Origin of the sequence: Flectobacillus longus, assembly GCF_030056705.1 — a bacterium.
In the GTDB taxonomy this organism is placed as follows: domain Bacteria; phylum Bacteroidota; class Bacteroidia; order Cytophagales; family Spirosomataceae; genus Flectobacillus; species Flectobacillus longus.
Genome location: NZ_JASHIC010000036.1, coordinates 1 through 18,341, shown reverse-complemented (window position 1 = coordinate 18,341; position 18,341 = coordinate 1). Strand labels below are relative to the sequence as shown.

Here is an 18,341-nt window from a genome sequence, read left to right as displayed (position 1 = left end):
TGTCGAATGATCTTGGTTACAAATGCTCGTTCAATCCTGAAGGTCTACTAAAATCTTAATTAATAATCTCTCCCTTATTGTTCTCTAGTTTTTCTTTAAATTTTTGTATTTCCTCAGGGCTACGGCTTGCCCATTCTTTTATTTCTCCAACGATTTTCAATGGTGCTTCCGAACGATAAGAACGGGTTGGATTTCCTGAGAATTTTTTATCTGTAAGATTGGGATCATTTTCATAACTTCCAGTTGGCTCAACCACATAGACTCTTTCAGTACCTTCTCCATTTGCTAGTGCTGCTGCTAAAGCTGCACCATCCACCAAGGCAGTAAAATAGATATGGTTCATTTTGAGATTGTTCTGGTAATTTGATTTTCCTCCTGCTACTAAGAAATCGCCAATTGATAAATCTGCTTTTGTTCCATGATAGAAAGGTCCCTTATCAGAAGGGCTGTATCGATGAGCCTCCGACTGAGCTAAGAGTTCCTCTGCTTTTTCAAATTCACCTAATGATTTGTAACATTCGGAGATACTAAGATATATAGTAGGCAAGGCTGTATTGACAGCGGGACTATTTGATTTTAAGGCAAAAGATAAGGTTGACTCTAACCAAAATAACTTTTGCTGAGTGTCATCTTGGAGCTTGGCGATATAGTAGGAGGTAAGATACTTTTCAAAATCGTTGTTTGCCTCATTCCATCCTTCTAAATAGATTTGTAATGCTTTTTCACGATTATTTTGGGCTTCTAATTCCATGCCTTGTAAGCATAATTTTACAATTGGATTGAAGGGAGAAAATTCCATAAGTAAAAGGTTTTATCACTGTTGAATATTATTGATGCTTTTGCCAGATGAGTAATGTTGAGTCTTGCTTCGAGCGAAGAGTTACATCGTACTTATGTATTCCGTTAACGATTTTTATTATTCCATTTCCACAAATAGGAAAATTGTAATTTAGTCTACCATGTCCATTTATTTTGCCTGTGGCAAACCCAGTGGTATGCTATCTTGAACAGAAATGCTTTCGCAGTTATTAAGCGTCAAGGAATCTGAATTTGCCAAGTGAAAGTAGTGACCCTCAAATTCAAGAGAATCGAGAGCATATACAGTTTTATTAAAAATCATGATTTGAAGCTTATTCTGATAGCTCTCCAAAACGTACATTAATAGAGCGATCAAAATCGCTAAAAAAGATGAAGAAATAATTCTATGCATATATACCAACTTAATACCCATAACTCTCTTTTAGTTTTCGCATAATAAGTCTTACTCCTTGTTGTGTATTATTGTTGAATGAATTGGTAAAAATGATATAGGCTCGAAGTTTTATACGATCGATATGTACTAGACTAAAGTAAGTAAAAGCGCCAGTACCAGAATGAACAGATAACTCTTTATTGTTTTCATAAATATTAAACCAGCCTAGCGAATAATTTTTGATTCCTTTATGAATTAGGTTGTATGTTCTTGCTGTCAGATAGTTATTATGCCCTTCAAGTCCGTCAAGGTTCATTTGAATGAATTTTATATAGTCTGTTAACTTTATATTGAGGTCTCCTGCGGGTTCGGTGAAATCCAGATGAAAATCATTTTTTGATGGAACGGGCGTAAGTACGTCATTTTCGGTGAGGTGCCCCCATGTATCTTTATTGGTTTGATTTTCAGGCCATGAGAGTTTTACATTGAGTTTTAAATCCTGATTAAAGACCTGATCCACTAACTGCTCCCAACTTTTACCCGTAACCTTTTCTACCATAAGTGTTGCAAGGGTATAACCTGCATTTGAATAAACAAAAGGATGCTCATTATCTATTTTTACAGGTGAAAATGTAAGGACGAATTGAGCAAACTGTTTTCTTTTTTGAATATTATTTCCTTTAAAATCAGGGATTTGTGGGTCATCTTCCCCTTGAAATGGTAAAATCCCAGCTCTGTGTGACAGTAAATCCTGAAGGGTCATTTTGGCATATTCTGGTTTGCTCTTAGATTTCCAGCTCGGGAACAGGTCAAAAAATTTGGTGTTCCAATTGAGTTTTCCTTTTTCTACATATTTGGCAATAATGAATGCCGTCATAGCTTTTGTATTTGAGCCAATATGGAAACGGTCGTTCAAGCTGGCTGTATCGGTAAGTTGAATCGAGTGTTTTCCTAATGCTGCTATCTCCAAAACAGTTTTAGCATCCACGACTGCATAACTCAACTCAGGTATATGGTAGTGTTTTCTAAGGGAGTCTGCGTAGGCAACGTTGATTTGTCCTTTACAAATACAAGAGGTGAGTAGGCAAGCAAGGAGAAGGATATTTTTCATGGTGATTAATTAGGTTATGCTAAAGGTCATATTGACACCTATTTTGGAATGGCAAAAAAGAGATGCTAAAAAAAATATGAATGCATGATTTGAATGGTTTTTGCCTTCATAAAATATTGTGATGTTTGTATAAAGATGGAAAATCGTATATATCTGTTGTAAAAAAAATAAAGCTGGATTTCAATACAAACGATAAAAACGAGAATTATTCAGTCCAAAGTGTTCCAACGGAGTAAGTTCTAGCTTTTCCACTGATAATTACTCTATCTCCAAGGTTTTCACAATACAACTTACCGTTCCTGTCTGAAATTTGTGAGGCTTCAAGTACATTTTTTCCTAATCTTTCTGCCCAAAATGGAATCAATGAACAGTGAGCTGAGCCTGTGACAGGATCTTCGAGTATAGAAGCTTGAGGAGTAAAAAATCTGGAGACAAAATCATCTTTTAACCCTCTGGCAGTGACAATTACCCCACCTGGGTCGAGGTTTATTTGGTCAAATATTTGCCTATTAATTTGTATATTCTTGATGTCCTTCTCGCTTTCATAAACTAACACATAGTCTCTTGATTTGAATATCTCCTTAGGTTGAATACTCAAGGATTGGGAGATAATCTCAGGTAATGCTGCCTTTGTAGGCATTCTTAAAGGAAAATCCATTCGATATAAATCACCGTCGACTACCACTTTCAACCTACCACTGAGTGTTTCAAATTGAATAATATCTGAAGAATACCCAAGCATTGTTTTGAGACAATGAGCCGTTGCCAAGGTCGCATGACCACATAAGTCCATTTCGATTTCGGGAGTAAACCATCTTAAATGAATATAGTCTTTGTGTTGTACAAAAAAAGCAGTTTCTGCGACAGCATTTTCTTGTGTAATTTTCATTAATAAATCGTCAGGTAACCAATTTTCAAGAGGTACCACACACGCAGGGTTGCCTCCAAAGACTCTGTCAGTAAACGCATCTATTTGATATAAATCTAGCTTCATGTTGATGATCAATATTATTCAGTACTTTATTTTAGTGAGCAAAATTCTTTTCATTCCATTTATAAAGTCCATGTAAGAGTGATAGACTTGCCAATTTCAAGATTTCTCCAGTGATTTTGAATAGTTGCTATTTCTTCGAGGCAATTATCTAAGCGGAGGTCGGATATTTCAAAATTCAGATGATTGATGAATTGAGAAAATTTCTGTTTTGGCAAATGCCCAGCATATACAGATTGTATAGGTCCAACAATCTGCTCAATAAATCGAAGTTCAGGAGTCAAAGGGTTTTCTTTTCCGAAAAGCTCTTGAAGCGAATGCCCGATTGAAAGCATTCCCCAGAAGCCTTTATTGAACTGAAGTTGCTTTTCGACCACATAGTGACAAATATCATGTAAAAAATAAGTCTTTGTCTCAAGCGTAAAATGCTCTTGAGTTGTATCATCTCTGGTAATGCTGTATTCACAAGCATACTGAGTCTTTTTACAAATTTCTATTAACATAAATATATTTTACTACCTTGATTAGAAAGAAGTAAGCGGTTAAAATACCCAATGATTAATAACTTAATACTGTTACAAATTAGGTAATTTTATTGAAATCTTGAACTGAAGAATGGGAGGTTAATGAGTTTCAAATTGAATTGATTGTAGGTAATACATCGAATTTTTGAAGAAATATTCTTGTTGCTCATCATTTCGTTTGGTAGCTAGCTCAAATCTAAATTCTAAGGAGTTTCCGTGGATGTAAGTCTTTGCGATTGTAAATTTCGTCCATCTTTTTTGAATTGAATCATATCCCTCAAGTCCAAATACCGAAAAAGTATGAGAGCCTATTTGGGTTATGGTATCAAATTTTATGTATTGGCAGTCCATGCATATCTCCTGCCAGAAATTCATATTTGCTAGGGTTAGTTGCTTGTGAGTGCTTTTTATAGATGTTTTGTCATCTACTTTTAGATTTTCGAGGTTTAGATGATGGTTAATCGTAAACCTTTCTATCGAATCTTCTGGTATTTTTTCTGAGATAAATCCTGATTCATGCTGGATAATAAAATGCTTTGACTGAGCACGATACTTAACTTTGTGGCATGAGGAACAGTCCGAATAATCAACCCAATGAAATACGGTATCATATCGCTGAGGCAAGGAAATAGAAATTTGCCCAAAGGGTTTAGGAAGTTCAAAATCAACTCTTTGGGAGTTTTCTTTCGACTCAAGGAATGTATTTTTCGTACCCTTGTTCTGACAGGCAGGTAGAAGACAAAATATCAATACTGCTAAAGATAATTGTGAAAAATTCCTCATTAAAAGCCTCATCAATAATATCTTTTATGATTTTTACATTCAATTTTAGAGCTATATAAATAATCTATATTTGAGTATGAAATCAAAACTACATATCTAAATTGTAATTTTAAAATATGGTATTCGTGAGTTTTTTATAACTCTTGAGTATACAATCAAAGAATCCTTCTTCGTCATTTTCATGAGCATGTACCTGACTTTGCTTTTTAGAATTACTTTTTAGGGGTGTAGATTTACTCATTTGTGTCGCCTCTTAAGCTTTATAAGCTTTTAGGTAATCAATACTTTTCTCTCAGGATATCTTCCAACGAAATTTTACCATCTTTAAAAAGTCTTGATTTGTACTCGATACCTAGTTTGTCTAGTAAGCGAGCCATATTGAAACCAGTGGCGTAAAAGTAGGTAGTTTTGTCAGTCAAATACAACCACTTATCCTTTTGAAGATTATAGTTCTTGAATTTCGCAAATGATTTAAAAGAGCTATCAGATTTTAGCAAACTTTCATCGGGTTTTCTATTAGCAAAATCCTTGTATAACGAAAATTCAACATATCTGGCAGTTCCTTCCATAGTTTCATAACACTTTTCAAATTTGTCAAGGCTAAATTTATGTTTCTGTTGAAATTGCCATCTTCTTTGTTTTCGTTTATCCCAAAAAGCCTGAATTAGCCTCTTTGTTTGGATACTATCTTTTTCAGCAATTGCATCGAGTAGTAACTGGTTTTCGGCATCGATTGATTGTTTAAACCAAGGGAGTTTTTTGTAGAAAGTCGTCAAACTATCTGGCTGGACTTGAACGATTTCGTTCTCATAATAATCCATATAAGGTTTGTGCTTATACTGAAAACCGTGAAAATATTCGTGAATAATCATGGTAGTCCATTCATCCGTAGAGCCAACATCTGGAATGGTTTTGACGGTTTCTTCAAAACTACTGCACATCATAAATGGTGAATGGTAATTAAACTCAGGGGTAGGGTCGCCCAAAGTCATGCCTGTCTCCATGTGAAAAGGAGAGTCATCCACTCTTTTTTGAGTTTTGTAAATTTTGATAGTGCCATCCTCTAATACGAGTTCAGATTTGAAAGTTTTGAGGAATTTTTCGGTAGGATTTGCCACATAAGAACTCGAATCAGTGAAGTATATCAATGGCACATCATATTGAGGATCATCGAATGTCGTCCATGTATTTGCTTCTACGGATTCTTTTAAATGATATACAAATAGGATTCTATCAAATATCTTTTGTTCGGGACGCTGTTTGTCTTTCTGGCAACCCAATAGACAAAAAAGGAGTAAAAGGAGTGGTGCTTTATTCATAAATGATTTGATGGAAGGTTTTGGCGTAAGAGGTTGATGATATCTTCAGGATTCTATACCTAGTTCAAGACTTATTCTTGGACTAATTTTTTCAGCAGTTTTAAAACTGAAAAATATTCATCCGTAATTTTTACCTATGTTATAAATTGTTATGCAACATCGTTTTGAGATAGCGCATTAATTCTTGGCTGAATGACCCAAATTCCAATAAAGAAAAACCATATCAGGAAAAAATCTCCTAAACAATCACCAAAACTTACCTTTTCTTGACTTTCTACCGTTTTTAAAACCTTTGCAACAAAATATATGCAGTAGAATACACAAATCATTGAAAATAGGTGAAGAGGAAATATCATGAACAGAAGCATGAAATTTGGCTCAACCGACTGGCTTATGTTAAAAATAAAAAAGCATATAAATCCAATATAAATTACTGGGAAAACCAAAAAGGTTTTGAAGAGCGTTAGATTCATTTTTACAGAGGGAGGTAATTTTTGGTGTAAATTGGTGCCAACAGCATAAAACCAACCAAAATACGTACCCATGAATACAAGCGTCAAAAGCGGGAAGAGATAAGAAATATAAAAAAAGTTAGCTGGGGATTTACTTGCAAAAATTGATACTAGTGCAATGATTTGAAAAATGATTGGTAACCCGAAGGAAATTACGAAAAGTTGCCAATGTTTAAGTGTAAGAAATATTTTCATTTGAGTTACGGTTAAAAGTTAACTTTTTTTGGTAGAAGTATTAATTTCTGCACTAATTTAGAAAAAGTAGCTTATGAAGTTATAATTGAATCGGCAAAATAATTATATCGATACAAAACGGATAAAATCCTTAGAAATGGTCGGTGTTGGATATGAATCCAGCACTAGCAAAGGAATCCAGCACCAGCGAGTCAGTTGCAATCCAATACAGGCAATACCTAATTTTGCCAAGGTCCATTACGCTTTACCTGATAAAATCTTGTTTTATCAAAATTATATAATCCTTGACCCGTACCCCACCATACATGACCTGATTGATCTTGAAACATACTTTGTACACAACAAGTAAATCCATCCGCAGAAGTGAATACACTAAATGCCTTAGGGTTTGGTAATGGAATGGATGGATTGAATCTAGTGGTGCTACCTCTGGCAGTAATCCAGATTATCCCAGATTTCTCTATTAATATGCCCCAAAACTCAGTTCCTCCTAAGCCATCTTTAGCGGTATATTCTGTCAATGTTTTACCGTCATATTTACAGATTCCATTTTTGAACACAAACCACATATTACCTGCTGGGTCTTGCGCAATTCCTCCTGCGTAGTTTTCTCCTAATTGGGCTTTTTTATTAAAATTTGTGATTGTTTTTCCATCATATTTAAAAACTCCTTGATTCGGGGAGGCGAACCAAATATTTCCAGTTTTATCTTCAAATATATCGGCTGTGTTGATTTCTGGTAGTAATGAAAATTGACTAAAACTGGGCTTCTCTTGCTGGTCTGCCTCGGCATTATATTGATACACGCCTCTATGAGTGCCTACCCAAATTTTACCAGATTTGTCTACAAGGATACTTCTACGACTGATATCTAAATGCTCGAGTCCGTCTTTTTGATTAAAGTTTCGAAAGGTTTTACCATCGTATCGATAGACTCCGTGGTCTGTTCCAAACCATATATTTCCTTGATGGTCTTCATTTATGGCAAAAACGCTTTTTGAAATAAATCCTTCTGTGTTTGAAAAATATTGCAAGTTTTTTTTGTCATAACGTACCACGCCATCACCAATGGTGCCAAACCACAAATTCCCTTTTGAATCTTGAAAGATACTCCTGATGTATTGACTTACTAAAGTCGTATCAAAATCTGGTACAAGCCCAGTTGTCTTAAAGGATTTTACCACGATAGGCGCTGAGTTATTTTCTTGTGTTTTCCATTGTCCAAAACAAGAAGATAATAGTGTAAAAAGGCTAAAAGTGATAGTTGTTTTGAAAGATGTCATTTGGATTTTGAAGATTAGAGGTTCATGATGGACAACTTTCTACAATTTAACGAAGTAATTTTTTCTTTTCAAAGAAAGCTCAATATTGTTGGAAACGGTTCAAACTATAAAAACAAAATTAGGTCAAAGCGATATCCACTGTCTCATTGACCCAAAGAATACAAAGTATCTAAAAAGGGATAAAGTTATAAGAAGCTTTTGAGAAAAGGCTTGCCTTGTAAAGCTTGAATAAGCGTACTTAAGGAGAGAAGCCCGTATATTAGGGCAAGCCCCACAGTAAGTTTGGTATCTTTTAAGAAATAAAAGGAAACGATTGGCAGTACTTGTAAAGCATGCATTCCGATAAAGTGTGCAACTCGCAAATCCCCAACCGTTTTACTCCATGCAATAATCCATAAATTTGAGTTATCGTTAAGCGCTCCTACACTATGATTGAGTCGTGAGCCCATGGCGAAACCTTCAAGAGAGAAAATTACAAAGAGAATAATCCCCAATCGGATTGCCCATAGGTAATAGGCTGGTAGTAATGGGAAGTCATCATTGAAAAATAAGAATCCAACATAAGCAGTGTACAGTGTAACAACAGTTGCCGCAATTGCCATTAGACCATACAATATTGTATAAACAGGAGTCGATAAATTATAGTGTGAAAGTTGTCCCTTACTTGCTTGAAAGGCAATATAAATGAGTTCAAAACTCCATAAAACTACTACTGTCCAGTTGAATAAGTTTAAATTAAAATTGGGTAAATAATGACAATACCATGCCATCGTCCATGAATATACACCCAGTGATACGGCAAATTTAAAAGGTTTGTACCACGCGCTCACGCCATAGATTTTTAGAGGAGAAATTGTTGAGAATACCAAAAATACAAATCCAGCCCAAAGGCAGACTTGACCAAAATAGAATAAGGTTTCGTTTCGATTTTTTATTTCTTGAATAAATTCCATCATTTCTTTAGGCTTATTTAGTACTTTTTGATTTTCATCATACTATTTAATGGTAGGTTTTTCGCCCTTGCTTACTAAATACAATTGCTCAGACATTCCGTACAGATTTGTCCCGTTGGTATTATTCAAAACTAAAATACATCTTTGGTCTTCCAGCGAATGTATCCAGTTTGAGCTTGCACCTAAAATCCCGCCAGTACGATAAATAAAGGGTTTGCTAAATGTTCCATATCCATCGGCATACCATACACCAAAGGCAACATTGCCTAGTTTGGGATTGGGTTTCAGTAAGAGTTTGGTCGTAGCGGGTTTGAGTAATTTCTCTTGAAAAATTCCTTGATCAAATTTGAATAAGTCTTCAGCCGTTGAATACATCGCACCTGCGCCGAAGTAATTTTCGGCAAAGTAAGGTTTATCTTTTGTAATAACCTTGGTACTGTCATCAACAGAATAGGAAGTCACAAGTCCCTTTGGATAATGTTGAGTATGAATCATTCCCGAATGAGTCATTTTTAACGGTGTCAAAATTTGCTCTTGGAGAACCCTTTCGTAAGGCTTTTTTGTAATGTTCTCAATTATTTTGGTTAGAATAATGTATTCAACATTGCTGTATATGCTTTTTTCTCCTGGTTTATCAACAACATTTTCACTACAGTACAGATTGATAAAATCATCAAGTTTCAACTGTTTCTCGTAGGGTTTCATGTCTAACTTAGCCCCCTTGTCGGGAATACCTGAGCTGTAGGTTAACAAGTTTTCGATGGTAGCTACATTTTTCGCATTGCCTTTATAGGAAGGAAAATATTTACCGAAAGGAACATTCAACTCTAATTTGCCTTTTTCATAGAGTTGTAAAATCAGTACAGCCGTAAATGCTTTGGTAATGGAGGCTATTCTAAAAGTTGAGTTATTGGTAATCTTCGCTTTAGTGTCTCGATTGGCAAGTCCAGTTCCACCCAGAAATTCTATTTTCCCTTCCTTTGCTACCAATACTGTCCCATTAAAATTTTGATGAGTTTGGTAATAGTTTAGCACCTCAGTAAATGGGCTGTTTTGGCTGAAAGCCAATGGGGCAATAACGATGAAGAGGCAAATAGAAAAATACTTCATGGTGAGAAAGAGTTGTTAGAGGTTTTATTAGTTAAGGTTCTTATATTATTATCAAAACAACGCTATTCTGTATTGGTGTAATAAATGAGTTAGTTAGAATTTTTCTTGAGTTGTTCTAGATGTTCAATAGCTTGATGCTGGTTATAGTCCTTTCCATCTAGCTGCTCTTTTACTAGATAAGTACCGTAATTTTGTAGCCTAATATTTTTACCAGTCGGAATTAAATTTAGCTCTAAACAAGTGACACATTCCACCACCAACCAGTCTGTTTGTGCGGTATGGTCATCTATGTCTTTGATAATGAACTCAATCATACTACTATATTTAGTACATACTTGTTCAATTATTTCCACTTTTTTTGAGACTCAAACATTTCTTGTAAGTATGAAATGGTGTCAAGGGTGGATCCATAGAGCCACTTGTTCAAATCTTCACTAATTTCTACTTCTACCAACGAGGCTAATTCATATAATAAATCACAGACGAATTCATTTTCTTCTGTATCAAAATCATCATTTTCCAACGTGGCTAACTGTGAATTAAAGGTCTTTTGGAGTGTTTTAGATGCGCTATTTTTTTCAATATTTTTTATGAGTTTTTGAGCAGTAGTGTTAAAAAAAGCATTCAATTCTTGACTCATTTCATCACTAGATGGAAGAAGCCCTCGTTGATTCCATGCTTCTTCGGAGAATTTATCTCTTTTTATAAACTCGCCTAGTTTCTCGATTTTTTGTTCTTTTGATAGCATAAATTGGTTGGGTTTTATTTGGAATTATCTCTATAATTTGAAAACAGTATAAGTCCGAATAATGAAAGAGTACTGCATAGGAATCCAACACCAGTGACTGAAATAGTAGGAAGAAAAATGAAAGTAGTCAAATTGTCACTTGTTGAGAATTTAAAAATTGATCTGTAATTTCAAAAGCAGGTAAAAACTAACCAAACAAAAGGGCGTATCCAAGTCCGATGGTTATAAATAAGAAAAAAATTGTCATGAATACATCAGATGAGTTGTCCAATAGATATAAGAATCTATGCTGTTGTTGAACTTTGATTTTACCTTCACTCTGTCTCAACCTACGAAAGGTTTGGTTTAACTCCTGAAAGTCCATTTCACCAATACTGTAAAGCTTAACTACTTTGCCATTTTTGAGCAGTATTGTAGTTGTTATATGATAAAAGCTACAGCCTGATTTCGAAAATATACCCTCGTTGACAATAACCTTTTCTTTCGTTTGAAGTAGACTCCTTACTTCTTCAAATTTGAATTCCTCCCTCATAGGTAGATTCAAATGATAAACAAAAAGTGTTTTTCCGCTAAGCTTAATGCCTCGCATGGTAAGCAAATAATACAGTGCGGTTAGCGATAGCGTTTCAAAAAGTATAATAAATGATATAGATAAAACGCTGAATTGCGTGTTTGCACTTTTTATTATTAAAATACTTAAAAGCTGAAAACAGGCAAAACCACAAAGGGTTATACTCAAAAGAATAAGCCTCGGTCGAGTTTTGTAGATGATTATTTCCCTTTCTGTCATTGTTTCTGAAGATGTACACTACAAGATTACTAACTAGAATGACAAGCTTTTGCTTTATGTATTTTACCAGTAATTTGAGTTGGACTAAAATAGATAAAACTCTTTCCTAAAAGGTTCTCCTTACTAACATCAATTGATAAAAGTAGAAAAAAATATAGTATTGTTTGGGATAAAATCCCAAGAAAGAAAGAGTGCTGGATAGGAATCCAGCACCAGCGACGATTTGTCCTTCTCGAAAATTATCCAGAATATTGAGTGAGTGAAAGTAAGGATAGTCAGCATGACTTGAAAGGTGGGTTTCTTGTATACAGGAACTCATGAGTATAGCCAATAGGTAGGAGAGAATCTTCATGTAGATACTTTTTGTTTGAGGTGTGCTTAAGGATTTTTAGGCGTAAATAAGGTTTGTACCAATCTAATAAAATGAAAGCAGGAATATCTTAAAAATAACGCAACAATTTGGCATTTGATGAAAATTAATCAAAAAGGCGATTGAAAAACTAATTTCAACCGCCTTATTTGATACTATATTTCAGAATTGTTCCTATCTACGAAAAGCACTGTAGGGCTGTTGACAAAACCTAGAATTAAAGAATATCCACTCAATTCGAGAAGTCTCACGTTGGTTATTCTCGAGATAGCTAGTCGATTACAATACTATCAATCCCTTTTTGCAAAGCATTTTCTTGGAGCACTGGTACGTGAAGCCCCTCAGCTCTAAATACACTCATATCTGTCATGCCAAGAAAACCTAAAAAAGAACGCAAATATGGCGCCACAAAATCATGTGCTTGTCCTTGCTCATCGGTATATACCCCACCTGAACTCATTGCTACATATACCTTCTTGCCCGAAACAAAACCTTTCGGTAATCCATCTTCTCCATATCCAAAGGTAATCCCACGTCGTGTGATATGGTCTATCCAAGCTTTCAAGGAGCTGTGAATGGTTCGATTGACCAATGGTGCTCCAATGACAAGTATATCAGCATCAAATAGTTGGTCAACTAATTGATTGGATAAAATAAGATTTTGTTTGGTGTCGTCTGTTTGATACTCTGTAGGGGTAAACATCGCTTTAAGCGTTTCGGGACTAAGATGAGGGATACCCGTTTCTACCAAATCCAACTGCTCAACGATACTATTTGGATATTTTGCCAAGATTTTGTCTACAATCGCATTGCCAAGTTTTCTACTGAACGACTGCTCACCCATGATACTAGAATTAAGCTGTAATATTTTCTTTGAACTCATTACTTTATTGTTTAAAATTTGTGGGTCAAAGGTAGATAAAGTAAGTATTTGAAAGATAGCAGTTTCCCAAAGGAAAGCGGTTACCTTTAGGAAAGCTATTATGTTTGTATCATGAAAACAAAGTTGACAAAAGCGGAGTGCTCAAGCAATCTCAAAAATGTGATTGATGCCTTGTATGTATTGAATGGCAAATGGAAATTGCCTATTGTCTTGAGTCTGGTGAACTCACCCAAGCGATTTAATGAGCTCATGAAGGATGTGGAAGGTATTTCCCCAAAAATATTAGCTCAAGAGCTTAAACACCTAGAACAAAATGAATTGGTTGAGCGAAAGGTATTTGCCACAACTCCAGTAAGTATTGTGTACGAAGCATCCGAATACAGCGAGTCTCTAAAAGACGTATTGAGAACCCTAAGCGATTGGGGCGCTGGGCATAGAAGGAAGATTTTAGGAAGATAGGCTATCTCTTTTTGGAATAATCAATTATTGAGTCTACTGTATTTTTATGGGATATTCTTAAAAATAGCAAATTTCCCTAAATCATCTTAGACCGTTTTCTACTTTTTGAGCTCCGTAGCTGCGACAGAAAGCTGACTATCTTGAATGCTGTCGCAACTACGGAGCTGATGGAATGACTGAATTCTAGAAAAACCCTATTAAACAGACATATTTATGTTGTATAATTGATAAAGTTTATTTTCCGTAAGTGTTTGATTCTATTTGATTTAGAAGGAAATTCTTTTTTTCCAAAATATAGAATCTGGCCATCTCTGTTCTTTTCTATAATAGAAACCTTTAGTCTCATTATAGTTGCTCAAGATATTTTGTATGCTTTCCACGTAAACTTTTAAAGCATCTGGGTTGCTAGAATGATCGGCTATTGCCTTGGCAGCAAAACTCCCAGAACTCATTGCGAAGCCTATTCCCATTGACGAGATAGGATCAAATGAAGCAACAGCATCTCCAACTGCCAAGAGGTGATTTTGGCAATCCATTTTAACAAAATGTGAGAACGCATTTTTCGTCCATATCTTATGGATTGTCACAGTTGATGGAAGTTTCTTTTGGATATGCTTGGTCTTTAGAATCTCTTTAACCCAATTCTCAGCTTTGTGAAGTTGTTTTTCTTTTACAATATCAGCGTCAGAAAATAAGGATACAACAACTTTGTTGTCGGGTAATGTGGCAAAATACCACCAACCATCTTCTACGGTTTCAACAAATATTTCTTGCGTCAAGGCAATATTTTTGTCAAAATGTAAAAAAGTGCCTACCGCCACCAGCTCATCATGTTGTTCAAAGTTAAGCCCCACTTTCCTAGCCACATAGCTTTGTCGACCGCTTGCATCTACAATGTATTTAGCTTTTATTTTGAATGAGCCTTTAATTTGATGCTCCAATAAAACCTCCCAAAATCCATTCTCAAAAGAAAATTCTAGCGCTTTTGTTCGAGGTAGGACAGTTGCGCCACTTTCAGATACTTTTTTTATTAACAGTAAATCAAAATTTTCTCTATCAAGCTGATAACTATCATGTTGAGTGCTAAATATTGAATGCCTCGAAGAAACATTGGAGTTGCCCCAAGCAGCAAGACTGTCAAATGCAGGTAGGAATGTTTCGTTGTCAAAATCATTTTTAGTAATACCCATGTATTCAAGAATGTCAAAAATGCTGGCATTTACTTGCTCACCCACTCTCATTGTATTGAGATTACTTTGCTCTAAGACTACCACCTTGAAATTGGTGTATCTTAATAAACTTAAAGCGGTGGAAGACCCTGCGGGTCCTCCACCAACGATAAGCACATCTGTTTCAAATGTACCAGTCATAGTGTTATCGTCTAGATCTTGTACCTGAACGTGGGAAACCAAGTCCATCACTGTGCACCTCAATTTCCTTAAATCCTATACCCTCAAAATGCTCTAGCAATGAGAGTGCTTTAGCATTTTGCGTTTTGGCCATTGAAGATTTAGTTTCGATATAAAATACAGGAACAGTCGTAGCGTCATCCTCTGGGTTTCCACTTATTTTCCCAACAGGCACTTCCTCTGAGGTAAATAGCTCGTTATTTCTTTCAGTTTCAAGCAAATAAGGGAATCCAACATTTCCTGCATTTTTATCTCGGATAAAGCCAAGTGCATACCAATATTGCACCATTTGAGTAAAGCTGTTTATACCCCTTGCATAGTTCATTTGCTGTCCAGCAGGGATATTTCCATTGGCAGCTTGTCCTTCTGGAGTCAATTCTCCCACCAATACATCCCACGGGCTTTGAGGCGGCCACCAGTATGAGTAATACGTAGGAGGGAGTGGAATAGTTGAACCATCTGAAAGAGTTTCCTTATTGACAGCAGGATTGGTAAAATTGATATATTGTATCGTACACTGAAAGAAATCTGCTTGCCATGGACAGGCCATTCGTTTGGTTAAATCACCAGGCTCACAACCGCCACCAGCACATTCGTCTCGCGAAGGAGTAAGTCCGTTGTCGAAATACCAAGCTTCATTTTGGTACTGGAGGATTTGGTACGGTGCTTTATAAACGGTGGGATTTTGCATACTCCACGTTACCTCGATGCCCGGACACATAGGTAATCCAACGCAGTTTCCAACACTTGCGGCATCTAATGGATTGACAGGATATGGCTGAAAGTTCGAATTATTCTCAAAATTTCCGTTTGCCCATTGCTCCATCAAGAATAGTTGAGTGTCGTTCAATGCGAGAAATTTCATAATATTGATATTACTCACAGAGTTACTTCCTGAATTGAGCGGCATCATGGGAAAAATATTTTCACCATCTATTTTAAATAGCTCTTCTTGCGGTAAATATGGGGGTTGAGGAGGTTGCGAATCATTCTGTCTAAAATAGGAGAGATAGTTTTGTCTGTTTTGAAGATTATCCGCACTAGCGTCAGAATAATCGAACTGATAACTGGCAAATGCCATCATTGGCTGGACGTTTGCTACCCATTGATATCTGCTAATTCTATTGATGATGGGTAGTATATCCCTTTTAAAGTTTGCAGTGAAACTTGGGTTATATTGCCCGTTTGAATACAATTCTGGAACCAAATTAAAACACCTTACCCCAACGTCAAACATGGTATCACTTAGATTAGAGATATTAACAATCTCTGGGGCAAAATCAGGTGAACCAACAATACACCAAGCTGAAAGCGAGATGGGAGCAGTTCCATCGTTGAAGCTTATTAAACAATACACAGGACCATCTGAGATATCATCATGCCATGTGCTTGATCCTCCGTAGGAAATCAAAGGAAGGTCGCCTCCTGCATTTCCAAAACCGCCTAAAACGATGAGTCTGCCTTGCTCATCGGTGACTAAATCCCCAAGTGTTGTAATTCCTACTCCATATTTTGGATTGGTATTAGGATATTGAGCCGGGTAGCCTTCAGGTACATTAGACACATCAAATCCTATGGATTGTTGTCTACCGAATATTGACCTTGGGCCTGGGTCAATAAATAAATTCTGTCGATCAGTCGTGTTTTCAGGATTCCTTTTGGGAATATTTTGATTTTCGTAGCTGTTGTCTTCTCCATACAGAAGATTACCTTGTAGCTCGCTGTATTGATACCATTCGGCTTTTTTATTAGCCAAATGCACCGTCCACGTAATCGATGCAACATTGGGAGAATCAAGATTGAGTTCTTCGCCGTCGTCCGTTAAAATTTTGAATGGCTGTCCTTGTCTTTTGACCCGTCCTATGGAGTCTTTAAAACTCGTAATAGGACCAATTTTGTTTCCGAAACTATCGGAATCATAAGGTAGACCTCCAATACTGTCAGGAGAAAGGCAAATTTCTGTAGGACTGTTGCCTAAGCGGGCAATGCCAATTGAGGGGTGAATGTTTAGATTCATAGTAAAAATTGGTAAAGGTGTTAATAACTCGTAGAATTGGGGTTTTGAGGTAGAGGTTTAAGCAAAAAAGTATTAGGATAGGCTTGTTTTGGGGTAATACGAAGATAATTGACAAAAATAATTCCTGCTTTCTTCGACGTAAAATCTTGATCAAAGCTAGGTTTAAACGCAATAAAATGCAATTTATTCGTAGAATAATTATTGTACGGTAAATTTTATGCCAATTTTACAATTCTAATACAGGTTCATTTATTTCCTGAATTCTATTTTTATAGGTTTTTATAAAGACAAGGATATTTGGATTCCCAATGAATCGATAACACGTTGGGGTTGCTGTTATTTCATAATGGCTTTAATAGCTCCAAATATAAATATTAAAAAGCTAATTAAAAGTGCTGAAAGGGCGCCGACAAATGAATACGCAGAATATACGTAGAAGTCAGGGTTTTTGCAGAGATTTTCTAAATTGACTGAGATTACCAAAAGGAATAAACCAATGTTAAAAAGACCAAAATGCCAATAACCTGTCCTGTTGCTAACAAACTTTCCAATTTTTTGAAGCCCGAGATAAAATATGGCTATTAATAGACATAAAAAGCCAAATATCAGATAAATGGGGAGAAACCCTACAACAAACAAAGAGGTATGGAACTGAATATTCATAGTTTGGTTTTGGGAAAAGATACCTATTACTAATAAAAGTACAGAGGTAAAAGCAAATAAATAAGGAGGTGTAAATTTCATGTGATGCCTAGTGTCTCAGAATTGATGATAGCTATTGAAATTAACAATAAATTTCGAGATAATTCCTAGTAAATAACTGATAATGAATAAATTAATAATGAGGTGATTTTTTATTAACAAATCCAATTTCAACTATTTGAATTTCAAACAACAGTTATAAAGTATTATATTATCGTACAGCAACATTTCAAAATCGTTGACTTTTCTATGAGTTGATAACCTGACAATAATTGACTGTAATTTTTATAGAATCCCAAGAAAGCAAGAGTGCTGGATTACTATTCAGCACTGATGACTATTAACTTAAAAGCTATTCCTATTTTGAGCGAACAATTATTTTTACCAAAGCATTTGAATGATCCCCGTTCATTGTTGACACCTTTGATACTCTAAATTCAGTATTCTCATTAATTACCTTTGTTAATTTAGATGCCTCTGATTGACGGTCTAATTCAGTCCAACTAAATTCATCATCAAGCTTACAACTGTAGAACTCATAAGGATACTCTTGTTTATTTACTGCTATGTTCAACTTCGCAGGAAGTAAGCTACCATAATGCATATTACAATCAGGGACTCGCCCATCATTTACACTCGTAAGCGTGAATACATAAATGCTATTATTGAATTCAATTTTGGTCTCTTTTCCAGATTGAACTTCAATAATTTTTTCATTCTCTTTAGTGGGAACTATATCACTTTTATATCCTAAATAGATTGATAACAAACAGAAGCTTGCTATTAAAGAACTATTGATTACTTTCATCGTAATTATTAAGGTTAAAGATGCGAATATTTTGTATTGAAAAATCGAATGGGTGGATATCCCATGTCTAGTCCTGAAAAAAGTTGACAAGGATTAGATTATAAAATTTGATTAATATTAGCCTCGGAAGGACTTACTTTCGAGGTTTTTTTCTTCCATTTTATTAATGGTATTTCTTTTTG

17 protein-coding genes and 1 pseudogene are annotated in these 18,341 nt (G+C 35.6%); 1 reads left to right on the top strand and 17 read right to left on the bottom strand.

Translation table 11 applies throughout. The features are described 5' to 3' along the window. Nucleotides 1-55: 55 nt before the first annotated feature. The 14 genes and pseudogenes from arr to QM491_RS22570 all read right to left on the bottom strand — a co-directional run. Nucleotides 56-433, bottom strand: a pseudogene (gene arr / locus QM491_RS25565) (NAD(+)--rifampin ADP-ribosyltransferase); the annotation flags it as partial. A 787-nt stretch (nt 434-1,220) separates the two neighbouring features. After that, entirely contained in the window at nt 1,221-2,303 is a 1,083-nt protein-coding gene (locus QM491_RS22630; protein WP_283329807.1) for a serine hydrolase domain-containing protein, read from the bottom strand. Between the two features lie 205 nt (nt 2,304-2,508). Further along, complete coding sequence (locus tag QM491_RS22625; RefSeq protein WP_283329806.1) at nt 2,509-3,297, bottom strand: PhzF family protein; 789 nt, start codon at nt 3,295-3,297, stop codon at nt 2,509-2,511. A gap of 59 nt (nt 3,298-3,356) precedes the next feature. Then, nucleotides 3,357-3,797, bottom strand: coding sequence for a hypothetical protein (locus QM491_RS22620; RefSeq protein WP_283329805.1), 441 nt, complete (start codon nt 3,795-3,797; stop codon nt 3,357-3,359). A gap of 120 nt (nt 3,798-3,917) precedes the next feature. Then, a complete protein-coding gene (locus QM491_RS22615) occupies nt 3,918-4,601 on the bottom strand; it encodes a hypothetical protein (RefSeq protein WP_283329804.1) in 684 nt (227 codons plus the stop codon). 278 nt (nt 4,602-4,879) lie between these two features. Next, the gene (locus tag QM491_RS22610; protein ID WP_283329803.1) at nt 4,880-5,920 is read right to left on the bottom strand and encodes a hypothetical protein; all 1,041 of its coding nucleotides are present in this window, start codon (nt 5,918-5,920) and stop codon (nt 4,880-4,882) included. A gap of 149 nt (nt 5,921-6,069) precedes the next feature. Further along, the gene (locus QM491_RS22605) at nt 6,070-6,627 is read right to left on the bottom strand and encodes a hypothetical protein (protein WP_283329802.1); all 558 of its coding nucleotides are present in this window, start codon (nt 6,625-6,627) and stop codon (nt 6,070-6,072) included. A 218-nt stretch (nt 6,628-6,845) separates the two neighbouring features. Then, nucleotides 6,846-7,910 (bottom strand): ligand-binding sensor domain-containing protein, encoded by a 1,065-nt coding sequence (locus QM491_RS22600; protein ID WP_283329801.1) that lies wholly within the window; start codon nt 7,908-7,910, stop codon nt 6,846-6,848. Nucleotides 7,911-8,095: 185 nt separating this feature from the next. Then, nucleotides 8,096-8,866: a hypothetical protein gene (locus QM491_RS22595; RefSeq protein WP_283329800.1), complete on the bottom strand. Its 771-nt coding sequence runs from the start codon at nt 8,864-8,866 to the stop codon at nt 8,096-8,098. A gap of 39 nt (nt 8,867-8,905) precedes the next feature. Next, a complete protein-coding gene (locus QM491_RS22590; protein WP_283329799.1) occupies nt 8,906-9,973 on the bottom strand; it encodes a serine hydrolase domain-containing protein in 1,068 nt (355 codons plus the stop codon). 89 nt (nt 9,974-10,062) lie between these two features. Beyond that, on the bottom strand, nt 10,063-10,287 hold the full coding sequence (locus tag QM491_RS22585; protein ID WP_283329798.1) for a hypothetical protein: 225 nt from the start codon (nt 10,285-10,287) through the stop codon (nt 10,063-10,065). A gap of 29 nt (nt 10,288-10,316) precedes the next feature. Continuing rightward, complete coding sequence (locus QM491_RS22580) at nt 10,317-10,721, bottom strand: DUF4844 domain-containing protein (RefSeq protein WP_283329797.1); 405 nt, start codon at nt 10,719-10,721, stop codon at nt 10,317-10,319. A gap of 187 nt (nt 10,722-10,908) precedes the next feature. Further along, nucleotides 10,909-11,511: a glycosyltransferase family protein gene (locus QM491_RS22575; RefSeq protein WP_283329796.1), complete on the bottom strand. Its 603-nt coding sequence runs from the start codon at nt 11,509-11,511 to the stop codon at nt 10,909-10,911. Between the two features lie 641 nt (nt 11,512-12,152). Further along, nucleotides 12,153-12,764 (bottom strand): FMN-dependent NADH-azoreductase, encoded by a 612-nt coding sequence (locus QM491_RS22570; RefSeq protein ID WP_283329795.1) that lies wholly within the window; start codon nt 12,762-12,764, stop codon nt 12,153-12,155. A 111-nt stretch (nt 12,765-12,875) separates the two neighbouring features. Here QM491_RS22570 and QM491_RS22565 point away from each other — a divergent pair, with 111 nt between their 5' ends. Beyond that, nucleotides 12,876-13,223, top strand: a complete 348-nt coding sequence (locus QM491_RS22565) for a winged helix-turn-helix transcriptional regulator (protein ID WP_283329794.1) — start codon at nt 12,876-12,878, stop codon at nt 13,221-13,223. A gap of 266 nt (nt 13,224-13,489) precedes the next feature. Here the strand turns inward: QM491_RS22565 and lodB are convergent, their stop codons facing one another. From lodB to QM491_RS22550, 3 genes are all read right to left on the bottom strand, one after another. Further along, nucleotides 13,490-14,593, bottom strand: a complete 1,104-nt coding sequence (lodB, locus tag QM491_RS22560) for a lysine-epsilon-oxidase maturase LodB (protein WP_283329793.1) — start codon at nt 14,591-14,593, stop codon at nt 13,490-13,492. 4 nt (nt 14,594-14,597) lie between these two features. After that, nucleotides 14,598-16,649: a CTQ-dependent lysine 6-oxidase LodA gene (lodA, locus tag QM491_RS22555; protein ID WP_283329792.1), complete on the bottom strand. Its 2,052-nt coding sequence runs from the start codon at nt 16,647-16,649 to the stop codon at nt 14,598-14,600. 1,060 nt (nt 16,650-17,709) lie between these two features. Continuing rightward, a complete protein-coding gene (locus QM491_RS22550) occupies nt 17,710-18,159 on the bottom strand; it encodes a hypothetical protein (protein WP_283329791.1) in 450 nt (149 codons plus the stop codon). Nucleotides 18,160-18,341 lie beyond the last annotated feature (182 nt).

Coding starts and splice junctions, on each gene's coding strand:
- QM491_RS22580 (WP_283329797.1), bottom strand. CDS start 10,721: ATGCTATCAAAAGAACAAAAAATCGAGAAACTAGGCGAGTTTATAAAA.
- QM491_RS22570 (WP_283329795.1), bottom strand. CDS start 12,764: ATGAGTTCAAAGAAAATATTACAGCTTAATTCTAGTATCATGGGTGAG.
- QM491_RS22630 (WP_283329807.1), bottom strand. CDS start 2,303: ATGAAAAATATCCTTCTCCTTGCTTGCCTACTCACCTCTTGTATTTGT.
- lodA (WP_283329792.1), bottom strand. CDS start 16,649: ATGAATCTAAACATTCACCCCTCAATTGGCATTGCCCGCTTAGGCAAC.
- QM491_RS22575 (WP_283329796.1), bottom strand. CDS start 11,511: ATGACAGAAAGGGAAATAATCATCTACAAAACTCGACCGAGGCTTATT.
- QM491_RS22620 (WP_283329805.1), bottom strand. CDS start 3,797: ATGTTAATAGAAATTTGTAAAAAGACTCAGTATGCTTGTGAATACAGC.
- QM491_RS22600 (WP_283329801.1), bottom strand. CDS start 7,910: ATGACATCTTTCAAAACAACTATCACTTTTAGCCTTTTTACACTATTA.
- QM491_RS22550 (WP_283329791.1), bottom strand. CDS start 18,159: ATGAAAGTAATCAATAGTTCTTTAATAGCAAGCTTCTGTTTGTTATCA.
- QM491_RS22610 (WP_283329803.1), bottom strand. CDS start 5,920: ATGAATAAAGCACCACTCCTTTTACTCCTTTTTTGTCTATTGGGTTGC.
- QM491_RS22605 (WP_283329802.1), bottom strand. CDS start 6,627: ATGAAAATATTTCTTACACTTAAACATTGGCAACTTTTCGTAATTTCC.
- QM491_RS22565 (WP_283329794.1), top strand. CDS start 12,876: ATGAAAACAAAGTTGACAAAAGCGGAGTGCTCAAGCAATCTCAAAAAT.
- QM491_RS22615 (WP_283329804.1), bottom strand. CDS start 4,601: ATGAGGAATTTTTCACAATTATCTTTAGCAGTATTGATATTTTGTCTT.
- QM491_RS22625 (WP_283329806.1), bottom strand. CDS start 3,297: ATGAAGCTAGATTTATATCAAATAGATGCGTTTACTGACAGAGTCTTT.
- QM491_RS22585 (WP_283329798.1), bottom strand. CDS start 10,287: ATGATTGAGTTCATTATCAAAGACATAGATGACCATACCGCACAAACA.
- QM491_RS22590 (WP_283329799.1), bottom strand. CDS start 9,973: ATGAAGTATTTTTCTATTTGCCTCTTCATCGTTATTGCCCCATTGGCT.
- QM491_RS22595 (WP_283329800.1), bottom strand. CDS start 8,866: ATGATGGAATTTATTCAAGAAATAAAAAATCGAAACGAAACCTTATTC.
- lodB (WP_283329793.1), bottom strand. CDS start 14,593: ATGACTGGTACATTTGAAACAGATGTGCTTATCGTTGGTGGAGGACCC.